The 20,557-nt window shown below is 61.0% G+C and carries 33 protein-coding genes and 1 pseudogene; 21 read left to right on the forward strand and 13 right to left on the reverse strand.

Annotated elements, in window-relative coordinates:
• Positions 1 to 17 precede the first annotated feature (17 nt).
• The 4 genes from AC1MGR_RS03565 to AC1MGR_RS03580 all read right to left on the reverse strand — a co-directional run bounded on the left by AC1MGR_RS03565 (position 18) and on the right by AC1MGR_RS03580 (position 3,320).
• Entirely contained in the window at positions 18 to 1,328 is a 1,311-nt protein-coding gene (locus tag AC1MGR_RS03565) for a Gfo/Idh/MocA family protein (protein WP_480233675.1), read from the reverse strand.
• Between the two features lie 133 nt (positions 1,329 to 1,461).
• The gene (locus AC1MGR_RS03570; RefSeq protein WP_480233676.1) at positions 1,462 to 1,833 is read right to left on the reverse strand and encodes a hypothetical protein; all 372 of its coding nucleotides are present in this window, start codon (positions 1,831 to 1,833) and stop codon (positions 1,462 to 1,464) included.
• Positions 1,834 to 1,929: 96 nt separating this feature from the next.
• Positions 1,930 to 2,703, reverse strand: coding sequence for a phosphatase PAP2 family protein (locus AC1MGR_RS03575; protein ID WP_480233677.1), 774 nt, complete (start codon positions 2,701 to 2,703; stop codon positions 1,930 to 1,932).
• Positions 2,704 to 2,789: 86 nt separating this feature from the next.
• Positions 2,790 to 3,320, reverse strand: coding sequence for a 2'-5' RNA ligase family protein (locus tag AC1MGR_RS03580; protein ID WP_108035519.1), 531 nt, complete (start codon positions 3,318 to 3,320; stop codon positions 2,790 to 2,792).
• A gap of 115 nt (positions 3,321 to 3,435) precedes the next feature.
• On the opposite strand from AC1MGR_RS03580, the gene AC1MGR_RS03585 reads away from it, so the two are divergent.
• From AC1MGR_RS03585 to AC1MGR_RS03605, 5 genes and pseudogenes are all read left to right on the forward strand, one after another.
• Positions 3,436 to 4,416 carry an alginate O-acetyltransferase AlgX-related protein gene (locus tag AC1MGR_RS03585; protein ID WP_480233678.1) on the forward strand — a complete coding sequence of 327 codons (981 nt, stop codon included), beginning with the start codon at positions 3,436 to 3,438 and terminating at the stop codon, positions 4,414 to 4,416.
• A 45-nt stretch (positions 4,417 to 4,461) separates the two neighbouring features.
• A pseudogene (locus AC1MGR_RS03590) lies at positions 4,462 to 5,019 on the forward strand (glutathione S-transferase family protein); the annotation flags it as partial.
• 181 nt (positions 5,020 to 5,200) lie between these two features.
• Positions 5,201 to 5,431: a hypothetical protein gene (locus tag AC1MGR_RS03595; RefSeq protein ID WP_480233679.1), complete on the forward strand. Its 231-nt coding sequence runs from the start codon at positions 5,201 to 5,203 to the stop codon at positions 5,429 to 5,431.
• Positions 5,431 to 5,799 (forward strand): DUF2958 domain-containing protein, encoded by a 369-nt coding sequence (locus AC1MGR_RS03600; protein ID WP_480233680.1) that lies wholly within the window; start codon positions 5,431 to 5,433, stop codon positions 5,797 to 5,799. Before AC1MGR_RS03595 ends, AC1MGR_RS03600 begins: the two co-directional genes overlap by 1 nt.
• Before the next feature lie 310 nt (positions 5,800 to 6,109).
• On the forward strand, positions 6,110 to 6,907 hold the full coding sequence (locus AC1MGR_RS03605; protein ID WP_480233681.1) for a hypothetical protein: 798 nt from the start codon (positions 6,110 to 6,112) through the stop codon (positions 6,905 to 6,907).
• Positions 6,908 to 6,974: 67 nt separating this feature from the next.
• Here AC1MGR_RS03605 and AC1MGR_RS03610 read toward each other — a convergent pair whose 3' ends face one another.
• Positions 6,975 to 7,421, reverse strand: coding sequence for a hypothetical protein (locus tag AC1MGR_RS03610; RefSeq protein WP_480233682.1), 447 nt, complete (start codon positions 7,419 to 7,421; stop codon positions 6,975 to 6,977).
• Between the two features lie 532 nt (positions 7,422 to 7,953).
• On the opposite strand from AC1MGR_RS03610, the gene AC1MGR_RS03615 reads away from it, so the two are divergent.
• From AC1MGR_RS03615 to AC1MGR_RS03640, 6 genes are all read left to right on the forward strand, one after another.
• Positions 7,954 to 8,271: a hypothetical protein gene (locus AC1MGR_RS03615; RefSeq protein WP_480233683.1), complete on the forward strand. Its 318-nt coding sequence runs from the start codon at positions 7,954 to 7,956 to the stop codon at positions 8,269 to 8,271.
• 5 nt (positions 8,272 to 8,276) lie between these two features.
• Positions 8,277 to 9,149: a hypothetical protein gene (locus AC1MGR_RS03620; protein WP_480233684.1), complete on the forward strand. Its 873-nt coding sequence runs from the start codon at positions 8,277 to 8,279 to the stop codon at positions 9,147 to 9,149.
• 29 nt (positions 9,150 to 9,178) lie between these two features.
• The gene (locus AC1MGR_RS03625; RefSeq protein ID WP_480233685.1) at positions 9,179 to 9,610 is read left to right on the forward strand and encodes a lysozyme; all 432 of its coding nucleotides are present in this window, start codon (positions 9,179 to 9,181) and stop codon (positions 9,608 to 9,610) included.
• Positions 9,607 to 9,930, forward strand: coding sequence for an endodeoxyribonuclease (locus AC1MGR_RS03630; RefSeq protein WP_480233686.1), 324 nt, complete (start codon positions 9,607 to 9,609; stop codon positions 9,928 to 9,930). Before AC1MGR_RS03625 ends, AC1MGR_RS03630 begins: the two co-directional genes overlap by 4 nt.
• Positions 9,930 to 10,232, forward strand: coding sequence for a hypothetical protein (locus tag AC1MGR_RS03635; RefSeq protein WP_480233687.1), 303 nt, complete (start codon positions 9,930 to 9,932; stop codon positions 10,230 to 10,232). The genes AC1MGR_RS03630 and AC1MGR_RS03635 overlap by 1 nt, the downstream gene beginning before the upstream one ends.
• 124 nt (positions 10,233 to 10,356) lie before the next feature.
• The gene (locus tag AC1MGR_RS03640; protein ID WP_480233688.1) at positions 10,357 to 10,683 is read left to right on the forward strand and encodes a hypothetical protein; all 327 of its coding nucleotides are present in this window, start codon (positions 10,357 to 10,359) and stop codon (positions 10,681 to 10,683) included.
• Between the two features lie 357 nt (positions 10,684 to 11,040).
• Here the strand turns inward: AC1MGR_RS03640 and AC1MGR_RS03645 are convergent, their stop codons facing one another.
• On the reverse strand, positions 11,041 to 11,283 hold the full coding sequence (locus tag AC1MGR_RS03645; RefSeq protein ID WP_480233689.1) for a hypothetical protein: 243 nt from the start codon (positions 11,281 to 11,283) through the stop codon (positions 11,041 to 11,043).
• A gap of 178 nt (positions 11,284 to 11,461) precedes the next feature.
• Here AC1MGR_RS03645 and AC1MGR_RS03650 point away from each other — a divergent pair, with 178 nt between their 5' ends.
• Positions 11,462 to 11,665 (forward strand): hypothetical protein, encoded by a 204-nt coding sequence (locus AC1MGR_RS03650; RefSeq protein WP_480233690.1) that lies wholly within the window; start codon positions 11,462 to 11,464, stop codon positions 11,663 to 11,665.
• Positions 11,666 to 11,703: 38 nt separating this feature from the next.
• Here the strand turns inward: AC1MGR_RS03650 and AC1MGR_RS03655 are convergent, their stop codons facing one another.
• Both AC1MGR_RS03655 and AC1MGR_RS03660 read right to left on the reverse strand, forming a co-directional pair.
• Positions 11,704 to 11,955, reverse strand: a complete 252-nt coding sequence (locus tag AC1MGR_RS03655; protein WP_480233691.1) for a hypothetical protein — start codon at positions 11,953 to 11,955, stop codon at positions 11,704 to 11,706.
• Positions 11,956 to 12,341: 386 nt separating this feature from the next.
• A complete protein-coding gene (locus AC1MGR_RS03660) occupies positions 12,342 to 12,554 on the reverse strand; it encodes a hypothetical protein (RefSeq protein ID WP_480233692.1) in 213 nt (70 codons plus the stop codon).
• A 201-nt stretch (positions 12,555 to 12,755) separates the two neighbouring features.
• Here AC1MGR_RS03660 and AC1MGR_RS03665 point away from each other — a divergent pair, with 201 nt between their 5' ends.
• From AC1MGR_RS03665 to AC1MGR_RS03680, 4 genes are all read left to right on the forward strand, one after another.
• On the forward strand, positions 12,756 to 13,091 hold the full coding sequence (locus AC1MGR_RS03665; RefSeq protein WP_480233693.1) for a hypothetical protein: 336 nt from the start codon (positions 12,756 to 12,758) through the stop codon (positions 13,089 to 13,091).
• A gap of 121 nt (positions 13,092 to 13,212) precedes the next feature.
• Positions 13,213 to 13,812 (forward strand): hypothetical protein, encoded by a 600-nt coding sequence (locus AC1MGR_RS03670; protein WP_480233694.1) that lies wholly within the window; start codon positions 13,213 to 13,215, stop codon positions 13,810 to 13,812.
• Between the two features lie 125 nt (positions 13,813 to 13,937).
• Positions 13,938 to 14,540, forward strand: coding sequence for a hypothetical protein (locus AC1MGR_RS03675; RefSeq protein ID WP_480233695.1), 603 nt, complete (start codon positions 13,938 to 13,940; stop codon positions 14,538 to 14,540).
• A 72-nt stretch (positions 14,541 to 14,612) separates the two neighbouring features.
• Positions 14,613 to 15,044, forward strand: a complete 432-nt coding sequence (locus AC1MGR_RS03680; RefSeq protein WP_480233696.1) for a hypothetical protein — start codon at positions 14,613 to 14,615, stop codon at positions 15,042 to 15,044.
• On the opposite strand, the gene AC1MGR_RS03685 is transcribed toward AC1MGR_RS03680, so the two are convergent.
• Positions 15,041 to 15,652 (reverse strand): hypothetical protein, encoded by a 612-nt coding sequence (locus AC1MGR_RS03685; RefSeq protein ID WP_480233697.1) that lies wholly within the window; start codon positions 15,650 to 15,652, stop codon positions 15,041 to 15,043. The two genes, AC1MGR_RS03680 and AC1MGR_RS03685, sit on opposite strands and share 4 nt — an antisense overlap.
• 383 nt (positions 15,653 to 16,035) lie before the next feature.
• On the opposite strand from AC1MGR_RS03685, the gene AC1MGR_RS03690 reads away from it, so the two are divergent.
• The 4 genes from AC1MGR_RS03690 (at position 16,036) to AC1MGR_RS03705 (ending at position 18,384) form a co-directional block, all read left to right on the forward strand.
• Entirely contained in the window at positions 16,036 to 16,725 is a 690-nt protein-coding gene (locus AC1MGR_RS03690) for a recombinase family protein (protein ID WP_480233698.1), read from the forward strand.
• A gap of 242 nt (positions 16,726 to 16,967) precedes the next feature.
• On the forward strand, positions 16,968 to 17,189 hold the full coding sequence (locus AC1MGR_RS03695) for a hypothetical protein (RefSeq protein ID WP_480233699.1): 222 nt from the start codon (positions 16,968 to 16,970) through the stop codon (positions 17,187 to 17,189).
• Positions 17,190 to 17,326: 137 nt separating this feature from the next.
• A complete protein-coding gene (locus AC1MGR_RS03700) occupies positions 17,327 to 17,977 on the forward strand; it encodes a hypothetical protein (protein WP_480233700.1) in 651 nt (216 codons plus the stop codon).
• A 2-nt stretch (positions 17,978 to 17,979) separates the two neighbouring features.
• Positions 17,980 to 18,384 carry a hypothetical protein gene (locus tag AC1MGR_RS03705; protein WP_480233701.1) on the forward strand — a complete coding sequence of 135 codons (405 nt, stop codon included), beginning with the start codon at positions 17,980 to 17,982 and terminating at the stop codon, positions 18,382 to 18,384.
• Positions 18,385 to 18,451: 67 nt separating this feature from the next.
• Here the strand turns inward: AC1MGR_RS03705 and AC1MGR_RS03710 are convergent, their stop codons facing one another.
• The 4 genes from AC1MGR_RS03710 to AC1MGR_RS03725 all read right to left on the reverse strand — a co-directional run bounded on the left by AC1MGR_RS03710 (position 18,452) and on the right by AC1MGR_RS03725 (position 19,813).
• A complete protein-coding gene (locus AC1MGR_RS03710; RefSeq protein ID WP_480233702.1) occupies positions 18,452 to 18,784 on the reverse strand; it encodes a hypothetical protein in 333 nt (110 codons plus the stop codon).
• Between the two features lie 75 nt (positions 18,785 to 18,859).
• Positions 18,860 to 19,021 (reverse strand): hypothetical protein, encoded by a 162-nt coding sequence (locus AC1MGR_RS03715; RefSeq protein WP_480233703.1) that lies wholly within the window; start codon positions 19,019 to 19,021, stop codon positions 18,860 to 18,862.
• A 122-nt stretch (positions 19,022 to 19,143) separates the two neighbouring features.
• Complete coding sequence (locus tag AC1MGR_RS03720) at positions 19,144 to 19,554, reverse strand: DUF5681 domain-containing protein (protein ID WP_480233704.1); 411 nt, start codon at positions 19,552 to 19,554, stop codon at positions 19,144 to 19,146.
• A complete protein-coding gene (locus tag AC1MGR_RS03725) occupies positions 19,544 to 19,813 on the reverse strand; it encodes a hypothetical protein (protein ID WP_480233705.1) in 270 nt (89 codons plus the stop codon). The genes AC1MGR_RS03720 and AC1MGR_RS03725 overlap by 11 nt, the downstream gene beginning before the upstream one ends.
• A gap of 167 nt (positions 19,814 to 19,980) precedes the next feature.
• Between AC1MGR_RS03725 and AC1MGR_RS03730 the strand changes: the two genes are divergently transcribed.
• Positions 19,981 to 20,355 carry a hypothetical protein gene (locus AC1MGR_RS03730; RefSeq protein ID WP_480233706.1) on the forward strand — a complete coding sequence of 125 codons (375 nt, stop codon included), beginning with the start codon at positions 19,981 to 19,983 and terminating at the stop codon, positions 20,353 to 20,355.
• The last annotated feature ends 202 nt before the right edge of the window (positions 20,356 to 20,557 follow it).

Here is a 20,557-nt window from a genome sequence, read left to right on the forward strand (position 1 = left end):
GCGCCGGCCGCCGGGAATCAGCCGGCCGTGTCGAGCTCGGGGCCGCGCGTGACGTCGAGGCCGCTCGGCGCACTCGGCGGCGGGCCGACCGTGACGGGCCGGCCGGTGCGGGCGGCCTCGTAGATCGCCTCCATCAGGACTTGGTCCTGCAGGCCCTCCTCGCCGGGCGTGCGCGGGCGCCGATCCTCCTGGATGCAGCGGGCCATGTGGTCGATCTCGAGGGCGAACTGGTTCTTCTGCGTCAGGATGCGGGTGTCCTGCGACTCGGCCTGCCCGTCCGGTCGCGCGATGACGAGGCGCTGGCCGCGATAGGCGAAGGCGTTCTGCAGGTCGATGTCGGCTTTGTCGGTATGGACCTGGAGCCGTCGCGACTCGTGCACCCCATAGCTCGTCATGCACTGCGCGATGACTTGCGAGGGAAAGCGCAGGGTGAAGGAGACCGATTCCTCGACCTCGGCGAATTTCGGATCCCCCTCGGGCGTGTAGATCTGCGCCTCCACCGAGACGGGCTCCTCGCCGGTGAGGGCGCGCACGCCGTTCAGGCAATAGAGCCCGATATCCGGCAGGGCGCCGCCGCCGGCCAGGGCCTTCTTCAGGCGCCATTGCTGGGGCAGGCCGGTGGTCTGGCCGTTGAAGGCCTGGATCAGGCGCGTCCGGCCGACTTCGCCGGAGCGGGCGAGGCGCACGACCTCGCGGTTATAGGGCTCGTACTGGCAGCGATAGGCGATCATCAACTTGACCTTGGCCGCCGCGCAGGCCGCGATCATGTCCCGGGCCTCGGCCGAGGAAGCCGCCATCGGCTTCTCGCAGAGCACGTGCTTGCCGGCCTTGGCCGCGGAAAGCACGTCGCCGCGATGCACGGCGTTCGGCGTCACCACATAGACCGCCTGGATCGCGGGGTTCTGCGCGAGGCGGTCCCACTCGTCGTAGCCGTAGACCGCTTCCGGCGCGATCCCGTACTGCTCGGCCACGAGCTTCGCCTTGGCAGGGGTGCCCGACATCAGCGCGACGACCCGGGCCCGCTTCGTCTCGCCGAAGGCCGGCAGGATCTCCTCCAGGCTGAGGCGCCCGAGGCCCACGATGGCGAAGCCCACGCGCTTGCCCGGAGGCATCGGGGCGGGCGGCGGCGGGGGCGCCCTGTCTCCGGGGCCGCGCCAGTTCGGGAACATCACCTTGCCGCCCTGCACGGCGCCGGTATCGGCCGGGACCGAGGGCCCCGGCGGGCCCGATTGCGCGCCGGCGCCCGTCGCTCCGAGGGCGAGGCCGGTCAGCGTCGCGCTGCCGGCGCGGAGGACGTTGCGGCGGGAGAGGGGGATTTCATCCGTCATGAAGCTCGCTGTCGGTTCCGGCGGGACAGGGGCCGCGGAAGGGGGAACCGTCGGCCTGCTCCTTCGGGAACGTCACGGCGAGAAACGCGGTTCCGGCGATCCGAAGGCCTGCGCCACCGGACCGCTGACGCTCTCAGGCTCCGTCGCCCCGCGCGGCCAGCCGGGCCCGCAGGGTCGCGATTTCCACCTGCGCCGCCCGAAGGTCGCGCATCAGGCCGATGGGGATCGGCACCGCGGCGGGCGGATCCGGCACGAACTGGACGCCGACGCAATCGTCGCCCCGCCAGATCAGGCGCACCGGCCGCGTCTGCCGGGTCTTGCGGATGTGGAGGTCGAAGATCTCCGGCAGGGGCACGCCATCGCTGAGCGCGAGGCGCACGCCGTCGGGACCGCAATCGCGGATCAGGCAGGCCGTATCGGAAGCATGCGGGGCGATGCGGATATCGGCGCCGAGGAGGCTTCGCAACCGGCTTGCCTGTCGACGCTCGTCGGTGATCAGACCCATGCGACCCTCTCCCAGAAGTGGTACCTCGGGTAACAGGGTTGTGACCTCTTGGTGCCGGTGGGCACAAGGGCCGGGGCGATTTATCGTCCCACAGGGTTAAGGCGTCCGCTCCGGCTCCCCGTGCTGGGTCGGGGCCTCGACCTCGCCGCGCTGCTGCAGAACCAGGGCGACGAACCAGCAGAGGGCGGCCCAGGCGGCCCCGACGCACCAGCCGGCGACCACGTCGCTCGGCCAGTGCACACCGAGATAGATGCGGCTGATGCCCACCAGCAGCGTCATCGACACGCCGATGATAAGCACCAGGATCTTCACCCCGCGCTGGCGGTCCACCCGGGCGATCAGGCTCGCCAGGGTCAGGTAGGCGATGGCCGACATCATCGCGTGGCCGCTGGGGAAGCTCGCGGTGAACACCTCCATCCCGTGCGGCACGAGGTCCGGGCGGGGACGCTGGTAGAACATCTTGAGCACCGTCGAGGCGATCTCGCCGCCGCCGATCGCCGCGACCACGAAGACGGCGATGCGTCGGCGCCCGGTCATCGCCAGGTAGGCGCAGGCGGCCGCCGTCACGAACACGATGGTGAAGACGCTGCCGAGGCCGGTGATGTCCCGCATGGTCTCCTCGAGCCAGCGCGGCCCGATCGGGTCGGAGAGATCGGCCGGATTGCGCAGGGCGAGGAGGATCTTGCGGTCGAGGGCGGCGGTCGAGCCCTCGCCGACCTCGTTGGCCAGGGCGAAGAAGCCGTAGCCGAGGAAGCTCACCGCCAGCAGCGCCAGGACCGGGCCGACCTCGTTCAGGCGCAGGGCCAGGCGCAGGGCGTTCGCCCGGGTGACGAGCGGGTTGTTGCGGTAGCCGGAGGGCAGGGCTTTCATGCGGGCGTCTTCGCGAACGTGATGGGGGACTTCATGCCCCGGCATAGCGGAACGGCGGGGCCTCCTCCATCCGGGCGGGCGCCGGGCTAGCCGAACGCGAAGGTGGCGCGACGCTCCCAGGGGCCACCGAGGTAGCGCCAGAGCAGAAGGCTCGGCGCCGTGAACCGGAACGGCGCGAAATCTGCCTCCAGCTCCGCGTGCAGGGACCGCGCCGTGCCGGGATCGACCTTGTTCTGCACCGTGACGTGCGGGCGCCAGCCCTGCCGGTCCTGGGCGGTCAGGCCCTCGCCGAGGCCCTCGAACTGGTCGGCGAGCCGCGCCCGGAAGGCCGAGAGGGCATCGGAGGCCAGCACGTAGGCGACGCCGCGCCCGGTGAAGCGCAGGCCGGTCACCGCCACCTCCGGCGGCGGCTGGGTCCGGGTCATCGCCGACAGGGTCTCGACGATGCCCGGCTCGCTCGGGCCCGGCAGGTGGTGGAACAGGGTCGCGTGGGCCGGAATGTGGTTGAGCGCCTGCGGAAAGTGCCGGCGGCGCAGGCCGTCGAAGCGCGCGAAGGTGTCGGGATCCATCCCCAGGGTGAGGATCAGCGGGTCGGGCGTGGGGGTGTGGTCTGTCATGGTCCGATCCGGCGTGAGGCAGGGAGATGGCGCGGGCAGGGACCACGTCCAGGGTCGGGCGCCGCCGCGGCCCCGCGGCCTGTTCAGGGCGGGCCGAGCCGGCTAGAGAGCCCGGATGCGGCGCAAACACCGGGAAATCGTCCATGTGGGGCGCGAGGGCTGGCTCTTCCTGATCGGAGGCACGAACGGTGTCCTCGAACAGTACCGCGCCACCCTGTCCCGGTGGTGGCGCCTGCGCGGCTGGGTCAAGCTCATCGCGGCACGGGCCGCCCGGGCCCAGGCGCTGGGTATCCGCTACGTCCACGTGGTCGTGCCCGAGAAGCTGTCGGTCTACGACGACCGGACCCGGGACCTGCGCTTCGATCCGCGCCAGGCGCCCACCCGGGTGCTGGCCCGGCGCCTGATCGCCAATCCCCACTACATCGACCTCCTGGCGCCCATGCGGGCGGCGCGCGACGGAGCGGTGCCCCTCTACTACCGCACCGACACGCACTGGAACTACGAGGGCTGCCGGCTGGCCTACGGGGTGCTGATGCGGGCCTGCGGCGCCGTGCCCCCGGCCGATCTCGATGCGCGGGAGCGCTACGAGACCACGCGGGTGCGCGATCTCGGCGAGAAGATCCCGGAGAAGCCGATCGAGACGGCGAGCCATGCGGTGCTCGACCGCGACGCGCGCCGGACCTACGCCAGCCCGCTCGTGGCCGCCTATGAGGCCGCCGGCCGCGCCCCGGACCTTCATGTCGGCGCCCATGTCTGCTTCCGGAACGACCGGCCGGACGTCGATCCGCGCACCCTGGTGCTGTTCGGCGATTCCTACGCGCATTTCGCACCGATCATGCTCACCGGCATCCTGGCCGAGAGTTTTCGCGAGGTGCACTTCGTCTGGTCGTCGAGCATCGACTGGGGCTACGTCGAGCGGGTGCGGCCCGATCTCCTGGTCTTCGAGATGGCCGAGCGCTTCGTCACGCGCCTGCCCGACGACACCTTCGACATCGCCACCTACCAGAAGGGCGAGCACCTCGCGGCCGCCGCGCCCGCCGTCGCGCCTCCCCCGGCCGAGGCCCCCGCACCGGAGGGGCTGTCCGCGGAGGCCTGAGCGCCCATCTTTCCGCGAACACGGAAAGCGCGGGAGGGACGGATCATGGGGCTGCTCGTCGACGGCGTCTGGCATGATACCTGGTACGACACCAAGGAGACCGGCGGTCGCTTCAAGCGCACCGACGCCAAGTTCCGGAACTGGATCACCTCCGACGGCTCCCCCGGTCCGAGTGGCGAGGGCGGGTTTCCGGCCGAAGCCGGGCGCTACCACCTCTACGTGTCGCTGGCCTGCCCCTGGGCCCACCGCACCCTGATCGTGCGGGCCCTGAAGGGCCTGGACGCGGCGATCTCCATCTCGGTGGTCGACCCGCATATGGGCCGGGAGGGCTGGGTCTTCGGCGACTCGCCCGGCGCCACGCCCGACACCGTCAACGGCGCCACCCGCCTCTATGAGGTCTACCTGAGGAACGATCCCGGCTTCACCGGCCGCGTCACCGTGCCGGTGCTGTGGGACAAGCAGCGCGCCACCATCGTGTCGAACGAGTCGGCCGAGATCATCCGGATGCTGAACGGCGCCTTCGGGGCCGCCGGGTCGGACCTCTACCCGGCCGACCTCGCGGAGGCGATCGATGCGGTCAACGCCCGGGTCTCCAAGCGCGTGCGATTGCACATGCACTAATGCGACGTTTTGACCCTACCCGCAAGCCAGTTTTAATCCTGAGTTAACACTTGTGATCACCTGAACGGTGAGAACAAGAAAAGGCTGGCTAGAGAGCGGATTTCTGTCCTAAGCGGCTCGCTCTGATAGGAGAAAGACAGTCTACTCCAATTGCGGAAACGCAATGGAGAAGACAATGTGCAACGCAAACGCAGTTGAAGTGGTAGGGCGCAGCCGCAAAGGTGGCTTTAAGCCGGTAAACAATACCACCGCAGACGCCCTCACTGTTTGGGGCGAGATCGACGGGCACGCTTTCCGCCGGGTGTTTCCCAGCGCTCGGGCTTGGCGCGCTTGGCGGGCGATGCAGCGCAGCACCATCGAAGTGCGCGGCATGCAGAGCGGTGAGGTGCTGTGATGATGCCGCTGATCGACAACGCCTCGCGCGAACTACTCCTCGCCAACGGACGCAACAGGGATCAGGACCACGCCCCGGTGGTCAAGATTTTCGATCCCACGGGCGGGCAAACTTGGCTGCTCTCAGAACTCGATCCCCACGACAACGACACCCTGTTCGGGCTGTGCGACCTCGGCATGGGCTGCCCTGAACTGGGCTACGTGAGCCTGGATGAACTGCTGGACCTCAGCGCCATGCTGCTGATCCCCCTGGAGCGCGATCTGCACTTCCGGAGCGCAGCGCCCATGAGCGTGTACGCGCGCTTTGCCAGCGTGGCGGGTCGCATCGTGGAGATCGGTAACACCCCGAACATGTACCCCAAGGGCTAACAGCCGGGGCATGTGAGAAAGGCGCTGCTCTCGGGCAGCGCCTTTCCTACCTGCTCTCGCCAGCAACCCTTCACTATTCGTGTACCGTTTTTCCTTCACTAATAGTGAAGCAACAGTAAAAATTCGTGGATTGCTAGTGGGGCACTTGACGATGCTGCTGAGTGCTGGCAAATAACGATCAACGACAGCAAGGAGATCAAGCGTTTTCTGGATCCGGTGCTCTGCGTGCTTCGGCATGATGGATGAGCAAGCCCCCGACGTCGCACGGGGAGCCTAGATGCGACCACCCCCGGTCCAGGAGTTAAGACAAATGATCAACAACACTGCCGCCAGCAACCAGACCCTCGGGAATGGGAGCGCACCGTTCGTAGTTGCCACTGCGGTGGCCCAGATCAATCAGGTCTCGGTTGCCAATTTCAACTACGCGCAGCAGGGTCATCAGCAGACCTATGCGCACATTCGGGACATGTATGCGTTCGTGAAGATGGTTCACCTGAACCCTGTCTACGCCGCAGACTGGAAGAGTGAGCGTCAGAAGCGTCAGATTCACAAGCCAGGAGATTCGCAGAACATTTTCGCCCAGTACGTCAGCGCTCTGGACGGAGAGTTCGATACCTCCAAGAATGTGGAGTTTGAAGGGGTAAAGAGCCACAAGTGGAACCGGAGGCGGTCGAGCGAGAAATACGCGAAGCCTCTCCGCTGGCTGTACGAGAATGGCGTCGAGGTTGAGGACGTCGTTCAGGTGATCAACGACTACGTTCACCCGAACGACAAGTCCCTGACCAAGATTGCTGGTCTCATGAAGGCCGACAGCGACAAGCACGCGGTTCCGCGTGTGGGTCGGACGTGGAAGGGTACGGTGAAGACGGACGCACTGGCTGCGCCACGTTCTTTCTCGATCCCCACTCCCGCAGTTGCTGGGTTCACTACGCACGATGGTTTTGGCACGCTGGTTTACCGCGTGGTCAACGGCGAAGTGCATGTTTTCTGCGACGGCGGCGCAACGGCAGATGCCATTGTGAAGGCTGTTACGGAGGCCATGGCCAAGCCCAAGGACGACGACAAGGCCAACGAGGCTGAGCCCACCGAACTGGCTCTTGCTGCATGATCCAACGAAAAGGGGAGCCCTTTGCGGGGCTCCCCTTCTTCGTTCGGGAATAGTGAGCGGCATCGCCTCAGGGCTTGGGCAGAGCCACATGCTGGAATGCGTTTTGACCCAGCAGCGCGTTCACCTCATCGATGATTTTGTTGAGCGCGCGGAGTTGCTTGAGGGTGAAATCTGCCCCCTTGCGATCTCGGATCACCGGGTGCTGCTGCGCCAGTTTCTCGCGAAGGCCTTCAATAACTTCGCCCTGCGTTTGGCGGGCCTGATTGCGCCGACCATACAAGCCGCTGGCCTTGTCCATGACTGCTCGCAGCGGTGAGCGGAAGTCCCATAGGGTCTCAATCACCGAGCGCACATAGGCGTGGTCGGCATCGCTGAGCCGGGCATACTCGACATCTTTGCCGTAGTTGCTGGTCTTGCTGACCACGTGGCTGCTGATGCGCGCCACGATCATCGCCCTGGTGCGGGGCTTTGCGGATGGCTGATCGGCTGGAGGGAAGTGGAATAGATCTGACATTGTGTGTTTCTCCGGTATTTTCTTGTTGATTGGCAGTTACTTAGAAGCGCGCTTGGCAGCCCAATAGGCTTGCATTGCCTGCGAGCGCTTGGCGTTGCTCTCGGCGCTCTGAGAGCGGTTGCGTAGGGCAGCAGCAATGGCAGCGCTGTGCTCGGGCGAGCGCGTGCGCCCCCTGCGGGTAGCGCTCATCTTGGCCCTGGTTTCGTCAGTGTGCTTGGTTCCGCGTCGCATTGCTTGTCTCCTGCAAATTAGTCCCTCAAATGTATTTATTAAAGTAGACACAAATATAAGTCCTTCAGTATAATTAACCTATATGATGCGCTCTCTGGTATAGTTGGCATAAATAAAATTGACGCACGCTGCTGAGAGCCAGCATCGTAGTGTTGAGCGTTGCACGACATCACGCTCTCAGGAATGATCAGGCAGGTAAATAGAATGGAATGTGCAGCAGCGCATTCGCCTTTCTGTATCAAGTCCGAGAGATCAGTCGTGCGGTCTCTCGGATTTTCTTTTTGACAGAAAGGCTAGCACGATGGCTTACAACCGAATCAATGACGTAGACGCTCGCTGTTTTCAGTTGGGCATTTTCGACCTCCCCAAACAAAACCTCAGCGAACATGACCGCAAATGGGTCTGGGACGTGTTCACTCGCCTTGGCCGTGGCTGGGTGGGTGTTGATGACCTCGACATCCTCGACGCGCTGCTGCGCGCAAACTGCATCGACATCGAGTGCGACAGCATTGTTCGCCGCGCGATCAGGGACACCAACGAGAACTACGACCGCACGCGCGATCATCGCCCGGTGACCAAAGTCACCGATCTCGGCCTCGGCTGGACAGTTGGGAGGTAAGGGCGATGACGATGACCAAGGAACAGATTGCTGCCAAGGTGCAAGAAGTCATGGCGCTGAGGCGCGCTCGTGATGCTCAAGGCGCGAAGTTATTAATGAGCAGTAATGTCAGTAATGACAGTAATAACTTCGCGCCTATCGGCGCAGAGGTTAGGGTTCTTTCTGAACCCCCATCTTCTCACACTAACAGCGTCGCGCCTTCGCCCACTCAGGACGACGACGCCACTAACGAGCGGCCTATCAGCCACTTGGAGGAGAGAGTTATTGGGTCAGAGGACTGCACGGCGCGCGAAGTTATTAGCGAACCCGATGCAATCCAGCACGAGGACATCTACCACCTCCGCGCGGATTTCTTCGACAACGGCGAGGGCTGCACCGGCACACGCTACAAGGTGAATGTGCACTTCAACTTGGAGCGCGGAGATGATTTCAGTGCCATCACCTGCGCCTTTGCCAGCCGCCAACGCGATTTCCTCCAAAACGTGACCGGTGACAACCGAGCATTCTACGAGAAAGTGGATGGCATCGCACGCGCCATGGCCAAGGAAGGGGGCATGGCATGGGACATCAAGCCCGTAGCGGGCAAGTTCAGAGCGCAGCAGAAGAAATACGGACCCAAGGAACCTCGGCCCATGCTGCCGGGCTGTGCCGCGATCCTGGCGTGTGAGGAAGGCAAACTACCCACTCTCTTGCTGTGGCTGGAAGGCTTCCACGTGGTGCTCGATTTGGCCCAGCCGCCCAAGGGCCGCGACAAGTGCCCAAGCCTACAGGTAATTGCCGAGTATGTGAGCGACCGCGAGCAGGCGGACATTGACAACGGTGGACGTGAAGAGATTGGAACCAAAGGACTTCGCAGTGTGATCAGGAACCCCAAATAAGAGAGGGTACGCATCCAGATAAATACTGGATGCGTACAAACATTTCGGGGCTTAGCCTCATCAAATCATTCGAAGGCTGTGAATTGGCAGCCTACAAGTGCCCCGCTGGGGTACTCACCATTGGCTACGGCCACACTGGCACGGACGTTAAGCCCGGTCAGGTCATCACTACCCATCGAGCCGAAGAACTGCTGCAAGGCGATCTCGCCCGGTTTGAGCAGGCAGTCAGCAAGGCCATCAAGGTTGCGGTCACGCCCAATCAGTTCGCCGCGCTGGTGAGCCTCGCCTACAACATCGGCGGTGCAGCGCTGGCCCGGAGCACGCTGGTGAAGCGGCTCAACGCAGGCCTCACCCAGCAGGCGGCGGATCAGTTCCTGGCCTGGAACAAGGCTGGTGGTCGTGTGCTGGCCGGGCTCACCCGACGCAGGGAAGCGGAGCGCGCTCTGTTCCTGCATCCGTGAGCGGCTACCGCAACAAACTGGAGGCTCAAGTAGGTGCGTCGCTGCCACCCGAGTACGCCTATGAGAGTACGCGGCTGCCCTACACCACCGCTCACTATTATCTGCCCGACTTCATCGACACCGAAGCCCGGCGCATCGTGGAGGTGAAGGGTCGTTTCCCTGCCAGTGACCGGGCCAAGATGAAGGCCATCCGGCAGCAGCACCCTGACTACAGCATCGAAATTCGCTTCCAGAACCCACAAACGAAAATCGCAAAGAACAGCAAGACCACGTATGCCGGGTGGTGTGAAAAAAACGGGATTGCGTGGAGCAAGGCTTAGTGACTACCAGCAAAACCAGAGAAAAAATGATTGCCAGCAACTACCAGAACCGCAAAACCCACTGCAAGCAGCATGGCGTGCCGTTCTCAATCACGCAGAATGAATGGTTGGCTGCTTGGCGCACGCATCCGGGGCGAGAGGGAACCGGCTACGTGGTCAAGCGGGACGAGGCAGGGGAATGGGTTGCCAGCAACATCTGCTTCAAGCCCATGAAGGCCAAAGCCCCCAACACTCCAAGGCCCACAACTGTGCGCACACTAACCGTGCGGCAATGGGCGCGTGAGATGAGGGCTCAAAGATAAATAGAATGCAACGAGTTGTGCCGTTGCAGACATTGGTAAATCTCCTTAGGTCGGTGGAAAAGCCCTGGTTAGCGCCAGGGCTTTTTCTTTGCGCGATGTAAATATCCGACACATGGAGGTCGGTATGAACATTCAACTCATCATCGCTGCTGTGGTATTCACTGTCATCGCTGGCCTATCCACGATGGTGTATGTGCAGTACCAGGAGAACCAAGCGAAAACTGCAAAAATTAGTCAGCAGGAACAAGCACTTACAGTGCAAGAGCGCACCATCAGCAGCCTCACTGCCCAAGCGGCAGAAATCGAGCGCAAGCATGTGGTTCTCAACGAGGCCTATGCGGATGCGGAGCGCCGCTTGCAGGCGCGCACGCGCAAGGCCGAACCCACCGTGGGCGAGGCAGACAGGGACATCAACGACTTGGGACGGGCAATCGAGGGGGCTGCGCGATGAAGGCGCTCACCCTCATGGCCCTAATCGGCCTCACAGCGGCCCTGGCAGGCTGCCAAACCACATCCGTGGCTGTGACCACTCCCACGATTAGTGTGGCCCCTCAGCGGCCTCGTGGCGTGACGTGGAAGCCCGTGGATATTCGGCGCGAAACCAAGGACCGCTACGTGATGGATGGCAACAGCCGCATCAATCTGCGGGACAACCTCTCAGACATCGCACGCAGCCAGGAGCAGTGGAACGCCTACGGCGACTACTTCAGCAAGCCCAAGGCTCAGTAAATACCAACGCGACCGGGTGGCACCCCATCACGAATGGCTTGCTCACCCCGCCACCCGGTTTGCCAACTCGATCTGAAAACTAATCGGCGGCGGATTTACGCAAGCGCGTGTCAACGGCATTTTCCATGAAGGCAAGCACTGCCGCTCGATCCTGTTCACGCTCAATCATAAACCAGAGGCGCAACAACTCCGATGTCTGCACTCGATCACTCTGCGGATGCGAGGAGAACGCAGAAACAGGGCAGTCGAGAGCCGCTGCGATCATGTCCAGCAAAACAGCCGGGCGAGCATTATCTGAGGCGGGGGACATACTCGTATCCATGGAAGAGATTTCCCATTCCGCGATTGTTAGGTTCCCGACATAACAGACCGTGAATGCCCCAGCAAATGACGTTACCGCGCGATCATCCAAATTGTATACAGTGCGAATACCACCCGACCCGCTTGCAAATGTTAATTTAAAGTGGTTGTCTATGTGGGCAGGGGAGGAAAGCCCACATATGGATGATGATAATTTATTTGATGAAATGGCCGATGCGTGTTTAAAGGCGCACGAGGCAGTTGCGCAAATCGGTACGCCCGCAATGCTTGCGATGACCCGCGCTCTCCTTTGGCAAGTTGGCCAAGAACTTGCTCAACGTGAGTTACGCCGCGCTGCCGCCCTTCGATTTGCTGAGACTGAGCAGAACACCTCAATTTGCTAGGTCGAGTGCAGCGCTCACACAATCCGTAACGGACCTCTTCAACGCTGCTGCTGGCCCATGCTATCCTGCAGCGGTTCCACCGGATCGAAGCGGCCGATGAATCGCCCGCGATCCCAAAGTTCAAGGCTGCTACCGTTGACTAACCCACGCACCGTGATGATTGCATCGCGGTCATCCTTGGACTGAAGCACATCCGCATAATCCACCCTGTCTAAGGCATCCAGCCGGAACACGCGGTAACAGTGGTTGCCGTCGTCGGTATGAGTGGCGGGTAGAACGAGATGATGCATCGGCAATTCCCCACCAATCGGTGAGCGTACGGGATCGGCGGAAATCGCCCTGGTTCACAGGATCTAGTGATACCCGTTTGATTGCAACAACCTACATCAATAGAACGTGCGATCAGCCGATCACTTTTGAGTATCCGGCAAATCGTGCGGGTTAGCGCTCGCCAGATCCGTATACCAAACATGGCACCGAGGGGCCATTTGCGTGCCTCTGGCCCTGTGACGAGGGCAGTCCTTACTGATCTGCTGCCGTACATGATCCAGGCTCGCCTCAGCCCCAAAACGCTCAGCCAGTCTTGCCAGGCGGTACACACCTCGGCGCCATGGGCAGAAGATGCATTCGAAGCGCACCACCACATATGGATATTGGCTAAGCCGCTCCGGGATTTTCATCGCTCAGTGCGAGCACCTTCGCGAACGTAGCCCGCGCCAATGGTGCGCATCTGGATCAACTCACGAGCATGAGCCGCCCGGCGCTTGCGGATGTCATCCGCTATGGCAGCCTGGAGAGCGCGAACCGTGTTGCCGCCGTTGGGCACTAGGTAGGGTGCAGCCATGCTGGCGAGGTCCTTGGTGGTGCGCCGAATGGGGATCGTCGTCATGGGCTGGCCTCCTGAGAACGGAACGTGAACAACACCATCCCGTTCCCACGGTCAAGCCTGATAGTTGGCGCGCACAGCGTGACGAACGCAGGCCAAACCTCCCCATGCGTTCCAGCAGCAAATCTGCTGTTTTGAACCCTTATCGGGGCTCTACAGGCAGGGGCAGTTAAATATCAGCGGGAAAAACAAGGAGACCCGCACATGGCACACCGAGTAACATTCGAGATCGAGCACCACGATGACACCGCCGATGCAGCAGCCAGCCCCAGCAACTATGGGCTCATCAAGGCCATGCTGGACTGGGACATGAACTGGCCACGCTACAACCCGGACCAATACGTGCTGGGAACCATGCGCGGTGACATGCTGGAGTGGCTGAACACCTGCAAAGCGCTGCGCGGGGACAACCGACTGGGCTTTGATCAGGAGCGCACGGGTGAACTGGCTTTCCGGCGCAGCCTCTACGTGGAGTTCGATGACCCCAAGGACGCGCTGTTGTTCAAACTCACCTGGGGCAGTGCCAGCAATGAGGCATGAACCGACCACCTATACTCGCTGCGGGAGGACTTTTAGCCCTGCGCGGTTAAACAAACTGCAAGCGAGCGCTCGCAACAACAACACAACGGCACTATAAGGGAGAACAAGGAGACACAAGCACATGCAGCGCGCACGCACTGCTGCCAACGGCGGCAAGGTATATCACTACACGGACACGGCACGACTAGCGCGGATCATGGCCAGCGGCCAACTTCGTCCCAACCCCACGCATATGGATGGCATGCCGCCGGATGTGCTGTGGGCCACCACCAGCACGCTGCGTGATCCCACCGCTACCAGCAACCCCACGGAGGTGCTGGAGGGCCGCATGCTGTATGCGCGCATCGTTCTGCCAGCCAGCGAGTTCTATGAGTGGCGCAAGATCCACAAGCACAACCCGGCATACACACCAAGGGTGAGGCAGGCATACGAGTTGTCACCCACCCGCTGGAACGTGAACACCAAGCACTGGCGTTGCCGCAACACTGCGCTGCTCAGTGATGCATGGCTGGGAATTGAAATCGAAGTCAGCGGCCGATGGGTTAGCCTGGACCTCACCAAGCCGGTTCACGTTGCGGACGAGCACACCCTAGGCGTTGAGGTAGGCCAAAGCGTGTACTTCTCATCTGCGATGCACGGCCCTGACGGCAACACCGGCTATATCACGTATCCGCCACTGCCCGCGCATGAAGTGTATGCGGATGAAGCAGTGAGCGCTTGAGCCCTCGGGACTAGTGAGCCTCTGATCCTGTGAGCGAGTGGCCCCCACAGCGGGGCCACAGCCACGACCGAACACCCTCCACGACTAGTGAAGCCCTCAACCCCGAAGCCAGGGAACGCCGAGCCATGACCCCGCACGCTCAACTCACGGATCAGCAGCACAGGTATGCATTGCTGCAACGCGAAGCACTCACAGCGCAACTGACTGATGATGTGAGGAACTTGTTCGTGCGGCTGTTTCAGCGCGCCTACACGGGCCAGCACTCGATCCCGCATGGGCTCAGCAACTGCACGGAGTGGATGCGCATGGTGCTGGATGCCAACGGCGTGGACTACCAGCACGAACCAGCCCGGGCCAAAGGGGCTCGCGGAGGCAGCGTGCGTTTCAGGATGCACGGCTTTGCATTCGAGATGTACAACTTCGATGTGCACGGTGACACGCGCAATCACGTGGAGGACGTGGACAAGCGGGGCGAAGCCAGGGAGTACCTGGGCAACATGGTTGTGCTGAGAATCTACCGTCAAGCACTGGGCTTTCATAAACAAAGCCCCAGCCTACGCATGCAGTGGTTGGCAGCGGACATCATGACGTCCGACTACGGCATGACCCGCAAGGAGTTTGACAAGTGGGGCTGGGCATTTCCCAAGCCGTTGTTCTGCGGCTTCACGGGAGAGCACAGAGAGATGCGTTACTGGCTGATGTTGGCCAAGCAAAGCCTCAGCAACTGAACCCACGGCAAGACTCGCAAAGCGCCAATCTTAACAGTCGCAATCCGCATCAAACGGCACTAGAGCACGAGTATGAGCACGACGATACCTGCACGCAACAAGCAACTGGCCATGCAAGCCAAACTCAGTGCCAGCGATGATAGCATGCGGCAACTGCTCGATGACTGGCTCATGGGCCACGATGCCTTTGACGCATACGATGCGGACCAGCGAGCGCAATTGGTGGTGGACCTGCAATCGCTCAACGGGCTCAGCGGCATGGGTGCGGGTGACTGGCACATCACGGCAGCAGCGCTGGCATCATGCCTCTACTGCACCGAGTATGGCCCTCTTAGGAACTGGCTAGATACTGATTTGGTATGCGACGCACAGGGCAACGAACTTGCTGATATAAAACAGGCAGCGCGATACTGGGATAGTGTGGCGGCCGTGCAGTATCAGTTCTACGCAGGTGGCACCAACGAAGAACTGCTCGACGGTTCGGACAGGATGGTGTTTCCCTAGGCGCCGGTTGAGCCTGAGGGTGGTGCCTCCTCTTCGGTGGGATGCATCATCCGGGTTGCCAGCATCTGCGCGCCAGCAAAACCCTTGCGACGATCCTCCATGTCCTGCGCATACTGGCGGATGCGAGCCAACTGCTCCGCAAACTCGGGGTCCGTGGCCAACGCCCGGTTGGCTTCCAGTTCCTCCACGTGAGCCACGGGACTGGTGTGCGCGATGATCATCTCGCCGATATCCTCCAGCACGGTCCGGATCATGTTCAGGAGCACACCGCAACAGATGCCCATGAAGATGATAAAGTATGATCCTTTATCGTCTTTGGTGATAACCATGATGGCATAGAACACCATGGTGGCAATGAAGCCAAATAGGAACGCAGTGCATCGAACCAGCAAGTGAGTGTGAGCCAGCGACACCATGGCAGAGAAGCCACCTGCGAGGTCACTTAGCACGATCCTAAGAGCGCGCTTGATTTGTGCCTGATACCTTTTGCGAGCAGCCTTGCTCTGTCCGTAGCGCAGCAAACGGCTTGCGCGGTTGTAAGCATAAGTGCCAACGAACCCTAGGACGAGGGGCAGTGCAATGTCCTTGACCCAGTTGAATTCACCCACGAATGGCAGCACGGCGCACCCAACGATTTCAGCACAGGATCAATCGTACAACTCTCAGATATGCACGATTTCCGCAATCCTATTGCTGGCATCGTATTACGGCCTGGCCTGGCTCTGGTTCATTCACAGGTTCACGGTCTCCTACACACAAAAAGTGCAAGAAACTGCTTCTGAGCATCAATGTTTTCAACGAGTTAGAACAGCGTTTTCTGCGCTCTAGTACCAAGTGCCATCGGGCACCGTTTGCGCTGTTGTTAGCCCATTGAACAGCCACGCCACCACGTAATCAACCGAAGACTTTGCTGTTCGTACGAAATTCTTCGCTCGTCCTCCACCCGGCACGGATGTACACGAACAAACGTGCGTTGGAGTGTGTGAGGGCGATGCGTTACGTAGCGTATTACAGGGTATCGACGGCCACGCAGGGAGCCAGCGGGCTCGGGCTTGAGGCACAGCGCGCCGCAGTGCTCGCGCATTGCCATGCTGCCCCGCTGGCGTCCTTTACGGAGGTGGAGAGCGGCAAGCGTGCTGACCGCCCGCAACTCGCTGCTGCGCTTGCTATGGCGAAGAAGGAGCGTGCCACGCTGGTGATCGCCAAACTCGACCGGCTTGCACGAGACGTGCACTTCATCAGTGGCCTGCTCAAGAGCAGCGTGGACATTGTTGCTGTGGATATGCCAGCAGCCAACAAGTTCACGCTTCACATCATGGCAGCAGTTGCGGAACAAGAAGCAGAGGCAATCAGCCAAAGAACAAAGGCCGCACTGGCAGCGGCACGGGCACGGGGGGTGCAGTTGGGTAGGAATGCAGCGGCGATCAACGCGGCACGCACGGCACGGGCCAACGCCTACGCGGATACGTTGCGGGATACGCTGGAGCAGTTACGCCTCCAGGGCATCACGAGCATCCGTGGCATCTGCAACGCTCTCAACGCAGCCGGGCACAAGACCAGCCGGGGCGGGCAATGGCATCCCACATCAGTGCAGCGGCTTGTGGATCGTGTGGCAGATGCAGAGATGGCATCGCTCACTAAGTCACTCAGAGATTATCATCCCACCAGCCTTAGCGGTTGATACCGTGGCGCATGGTGTTAGTGTGGAGTGGTAGCAAGGAGTAAGTGGACAGGAGCATATCCTATTAACGGAGCATGTTCTATCCACCGGCATCACTTCGCCAACCCAAGGCTCTGAACATGCCCAGGGGGTGTACCCCCCAGATTGGCTTAGCGATCTAGCCGAGGTTGCTCAAAAGCCTTTTGATAGCATTCTGCAATTAGGCTTGTGCGCCTGACCTAACCGCTTGTGATGCAGGGCTGATGAGCGTTTGGTTCTACCTCAGCGATTGGTTCACCGATGTGCCCACGCTCGGCACGCTGGTTCGTCGTTGCCTCGCGCTCATAGCCATTTGCGCTATTCTGATGCTGGCATGCGCGGCATTAGAGATTCCCGCCGGGTACGCTGCCCTTTTACAGCCGCTCACCATCGTGTTGGGCGTCATTCTAACGCGGCGCTACCATCAGCGGCAGCGAGGCAAGTAAGTACAAAGCATTTGATGCAGTGCCGTTAAGAGCGCTGTAACCAAATGCAACTTCGGCTTGTGTTTTAGGGCGGTGCATTCATGTTGCATTTATGATCGAGAGGTAGGTTGGCTTACCTACAGATATTCGAGTCGATCATGCAAGATACAATCCTCGGCCAACCGGTTCAGTTAGAGATGCTCCAGGGCTCATGCATCGGTGTTGAGCGATATAGTGAGCATCGATCTTCTACTTCGGGCGGAGACGGGATCATCATAAATGGCAGGGGTTCGATCGCCCCCATTACTAGTGAGACTTGGACCACGCACGGCCGTAGAGCCACATTCAAAGCCGAAGGTGGCTACCGGGTTGTGCTGGATTTCCCTGTCGATTTTGATGTGGAGGTGAGCGACGAAGTTTGTCTCGTGCTCGCTTCGGTTCCTTCTGGCGAACAGCACGTCGTGAGCCTAGCCAACAAATCCTCCAATCTCCGTTTTGACTTCGACTTCAACTTCAAGAGCGTACACATCGAACGCCGTTTGAAGCCCGAAATTGCCACCAAGGCTTGGGCATTGGTGCTTGGTATCGCGGTGGCAATCTTCTTTGTTAAACTCGGTGCCTCATCCACGCGCGAGGCTGGCTCTCTTCAATTTGCCAGTGCGATACAACTCGGCTTACTCACGCTTGCAGTTGGTGCTTTGATAAGGTCCACTGCACTGGGAAATCTTGTAAAGTCTCTTCAGTCAGATGCTAAAAACGAATTCAATTCGCACGTTCGCAGTGCTTCCATTGGTATGATTGGAGCCTGATCGTGATTAGGTTTGCCACGATAAGCCTGCTGTGCTGCGTATCAATGCCAGCCGTTGCGTTCGACTTTACGAAAGGTGGCGATTTCAGCGCCCATTACGACTATCTTGACGGTAGCAACAGCAAAATCGCGGACTTTTTTTACTCCGTGAACGGCGTCAAGCGTGGCGGAGTATGGGTGATGAATGCATCTGGCGTGGATCCTTCCGCTTCTGGCGCACACGCGGAATGCAGGGCCAGTTTCAAAGGCAGGACTGTGGGCCCCAATCGCGTGGTGGCAACGGATGAGAGCGGAGCCTTCGGGAAATTCGAGATCTTCAAGGAGGGCGAGTACGTGCGCGTGAAGTCGCTCACGGCTGGGCCGTGTCTGAAACAAGGCCTCTATCTAGTCCCGCAGGCGGTTGACTGATCTTTTTGGAACGTGCCGGGCGAGCCATCGCGGCTGGTACCGTAGGCCTTCACCCCGGGGTGAAGGCCTATTTTTTATTCCACTTGAGATCCAGCACCCCTGCGTTGCTCATTTTAAGCAGCGAGATGTGCGCCGTGGTGCGCCGGGCTGCTTCCTTGTCCGTGGCGCTCTCGTGGATTTCAAACTTGAACCGCAGCGGCTCATCCGGCTCCGGTGCCTGTGAGGTGCCGCTGATCAGCGTTTGCGCGTGCGGGTCCAGACGCCACTCCCCGTGAGCGTTGTTGTCCCTCAGCCACTTGGCAATCGTCGCCACTTCGGGGCCAGCAGCGATGAACCGGTGCTCCAGTGCGCCGCTGCGCTTGGGGTTCTGCGGCCGGTAGTGGGTGATGCTGGTCTTCATCGCAGGGCTCCGTTTGAACGGAGGCTTACCCCACGGCGCTGTCACTCGCAGCGGGATTTTTCGCGGGGGCTTCGCCTAAGATTGTGCCTGCTTCTTGGCCATGCGTTTCAGCAGCAGCGCGGTTGAAGCAGGTTCGGGCCGCAGCGGCAGAGCCTTGGCCAGTTCGCGTGCCACGCCTTCCAGTACGCCATCCAATTTGGTGCCGCGAGGCGGCACGTAGCCAGTGGGGGTAATCATGTCACCCTTCCCTGAGTCGGAAGATTTGCCGCTCTGTATGAATGTACACAATGTGGTGGTGCAGTTACCCAAAGCATAATGCGGCGCGCCGTCGCGGCGAAAAGAAGCCTTGTTATTGCTGGTTATTTTAACGGTTTCGCAACCTCTTCATAGACCACTTCGCCGTCGATGGTGTTGGCCCGTTGCGCATCAATCGCTGCCTGCTGCCGGTCCATCTCCACCATGCGCCGCTGCATCGCGTTGATAGCGTCCGCGATGCCGCTGGCGTTGTGATCCACTTTCACGTCCACGCTTTGCTTGGGCCTGCCCCAACCGCGATCCAGCAGCGCCACACTGGCCTGCACTCGCGCGCTGCCGTTGGTGTTGGGGTCCATGGCGATGTCGAAGAGGTTGCTCACTAGTTGCGGGGTGAGATCCCTGGCCAGTTCCTGCACCTCACGAATAATGGGCGGTCGGCCCTTGGGATTGCCGCTGCTGCCCTTCTGGAAACCACGCGCCTTGCACGCCTCGGGCTCATTCTGCTTACGCGCCATCAGCCACCTCCTGGCCGCCAATCTGGCGCTGGAAGTTCCTGGCGTGGTCAGGGCTCGAAAACATCACGTCGAACTGCGCCACGCTCAAAGCGCGAAACGAATAGGCCTCTGTGATGTTGGCGCTGATCCAGTCGCCGTACCTGCGTGCCACCCACTGCTGGGCTGCTTGGTCCGGCGTGGTACCGGGGTTGGCTTCCACGATGGCATCCACCTGCGGGCGGTAGCCGTTTGCGATCTTTACGCGAATGATTGTTGCCATGGTTCTCCTCGTGGCTGGCTTCGCTCGTATTTACGCGAAAGCAGCAAGAACCGGCGAAATCACCCGTAGCGGCTAGTCTTCGGTTGATCCTGTGGCACATGGCTGTAGCCAGAGCGAGTGGCGCACACGGCGCACATGGAGAAGCACAGATGGCTACGAAGTCGCTCATGGATCAGTTTCTTGCTTTTGCAGCCACCACGTTGAACAACACGGATCGGGATCCTGTCAGCGTGTTCTTCCGCAAGATCGACAAGCAGATTGCGCTGGCCAAGGACGCCCGAGAGGGCAAAGAGGCCAACGCCCGAGTGGCATGGTTCAAGCGCGATGGCAGCGGCTACCGGCTCAAGATCGGGCGCGAAGGCCTCCGGTTCGGGGATCACCAGTGGTTTGCTGCTGCCACGCTGGATGAGGTGGTGGAGCGGCTGGGCATGGCCCGGCAGGTCATCGAAGCCAGCGAGCCCCTGAGGGCGCAGATCATCGCCAACAGCAAGGCCCGCAGCGAACGAATGCAGGGCACTCGCAAGACGAAGAAACCCGCTTGAACTATCTCAAATTGTGCCAAAGGCCCGCTCAGTGCGGGCCTTTCCTATCTCGGCAGTTTCGCCGCTCGCCCCACTGAGCCGCTGCAATCGCGAGGCCCAGCGGGGCAGTGTTGAGCATCGTGGGGGCGATGCGAAGTCAACGGTTCAGATCTAAACCACCTATTGCCCGGCCGAAAGACCCGAGATCGCTCATGCCTGGATA

The organism is Methylobacterium sp. BI1 (genome assembly GCF_056680125.1).

Bases quoted from the DNA above. Each gene is read 5' to 3' on its own strand.
- AC1MGR_RS03640 (WP_480233688.1), top strand. From the start codon at position 10,357: ATGAACATTCAACTCATCATCGCTGCTGTGGTATTCACTGTCATCGCT.
- AC1MGR_RS03580 (WP_108035519.1), bottom strand. From the start codon at position 3,320: ATGACAGACCACACCCCCACGCCCGACCCGCTGATCCTCACCCTGGGG.
- AC1MGR_RS03655 (WP_480233691.1), bottom strand. From the start codon at position 11,955: ATGCATCATCTCGTTCTACCCGCCACTCATACCGACGACGGCAACCAC.
- AC1MGR_RS03670 (WP_480233694.1), top strand. From the start codon at position 13,213: ATGCAGCGCGCACGCACTGCTGCCAACGGCGGCAAGGTATATCACTAC.
- AC1MGR_RS03585 (WP_480233678.1), top strand. From the start codon at position 3,436: ATGCGGCGCAAACACCGGGAAATCGTCCATGTGGGGCGCGAGGGCTGG.
- AC1MGR_RS03565 (WP_480233675.1), bottom strand. From the start codon at position 1,328: ATGACGGATGAAATCCCCCTCTCCCGCCGCAACGTCCTCCGCGCCGGC.
- AC1MGR_RS03710 (WP_480233702.1), bottom strand. From the start codon at position 18,784: ATGAAGACCAGCATCACCCACTACCGGCCGCAGAACCCCAAGCGCAGC.
- AC1MGR_RS03675 (WP_480233695.1), top strand. From the start codon at position 13,938: ATGACCCCGCACGCTCAACTCACGGATCAGCAGCACAGGTATGCATTG.
- AC1MGR_RS03615 (WP_480233683.1), top strand. From the start codon at position 7,954: ATGGCTTACAACCGAATCAATGACGTAGACGCTCGCTGTTTTCAGTTG.
- AC1MGR_RS03690 (WP_480233698.1), top strand. From the start codon at position 16,036: ATGCGTTACGTAGCGTATTACAGGGTATCGACGGCCACGCAGGGAGCC.
- AC1MGR_RS03645 (WP_480233689.1), bottom strand. From the start codon at position 11,283: ATGGATACGAGTATGTCCCCCGCCTCAGATAATGCTCGCCCGGCTGTT.
- AC1MGR_RS03695 (WP_480233699.1), top strand. From the start codon at position 16,968: ATGAGCGTTTGGTTCTACCTCAGCGATTGGTTCACCGATGTGCCCACG.
- AC1MGR_RS03575 (WP_480233677.1), bottom strand. From the start codon at position 2,703: ATGAAAGCCCTGCCCTCCGGCTACCGCAACAACCCGCTCGTCACCCGG.
- AC1MGR_RS03650 (WP_480233690.1), top strand. From the start codon at position 11,462: ATGGATGATGATAATTTATTTGATGAAATGGCCGATGCGTGTTTAAAG.
- AC1MGR_RS03600 (WP_480233680.1), top strand. From the start codon at position 5,431: ATGATGCCGCTGATCGACAACGCCTCGCGCGAACTACTCCTCGCCAAC.
- AC1MGR_RS03715 (WP_480233703.1), bottom strand. From the start codon at position 19,021: ATGATTACCCCCACTGGCTACGTGCCGCCTCGCGGCACCAAATTGGAT.
- AC1MGR_RS03730 (WP_480233706.1), top strand. From the start codon at position 19,981: ATGGATCAGTTTCTTGCTTTTGCAGCCACCACGTTGAACAACACGGAT.
- AC1MGR_RS03625 (WP_480233685.1), top strand. From the start codon at position 9,179: ATGCGTACAAACATTTCGGGGCTTAGCCTCATCAAATCATTCGAAGGC.
- AC1MGR_RS03610 (WP_480233682.1), bottom strand. From the start codon at position 7,421: ATGTCAGATCTATTCCACTTCCCTCCAGCCGATCAGCCATCCGCAAAG.
- AC1MGR_RS03570 (WP_480233676.1), bottom strand. From the start codon at position 1,833: ATGGGTCTGATCACCGACGAGCGTCGACAGGCAAGCCGGTTGCGAAGC.
- AC1MGR_RS03725 (WP_480233705.1), bottom strand. From the start codon at position 19,813: ATGGCAACAATCATTCGCGTAAAGATCGCAAACGGCTACCGCCCGCAG.
- AC1MGR_RS03660 (WP_480233692.1), bottom strand. From the start codon at position 12,554: ATGACGACGATCCCCATTCGGCGCACCACCAAGGACCTCGCCAGCATG.
- AC1MGR_RS03680 (WP_480233696.1), top strand. From the start codon at position 14,613: ATGAGCACGACGATACCTGCACGCAACAAGCAACTGGCCATGCAAGCC.
- AC1MGR_RS03665 (WP_480233693.1), top strand. From the start codon at position 12,756: ATGGCACACCGAGTAACATTCGAGATCGAGCACCACGATGACACCGCC.
- AC1MGR_RS03700 (WP_480233700.1), top strand. From the start codon at position 17,327: ATGCAAGATACAATCCTCGGCCAACCGGTTCAGTTAGAGATGCTCCAG.
- AC1MGR_RS03720 (WP_480233704.1), bottom strand. From the start codon at position 19,554: ATGGCGCGTAAGCAGAATGAGCCCGAGGCGTGCAAGGCGCGTGGTTTC.
- AC1MGR_RS03620 (WP_480233684.1), top strand. From the start codon at position 8,277: ATGACGATGACCAAGGAACAGATTGCTGCCAAGGTGCAAGAAGTCATG.
- AC1MGR_RS03605 (WP_480233681.1), top strand. From the start codon at position 6,110: ATGATCAACAACACTGCCGCCAGCAACCAGACCCTCGGGAATGGGAGC.
- AC1MGR_RS03595 (WP_480233679.1), top strand. From the start codon at position 5,201: ATGGAGAAGACAATGTGCAACGCAAACGCAGTTGAAGTGGTAGGGCGC.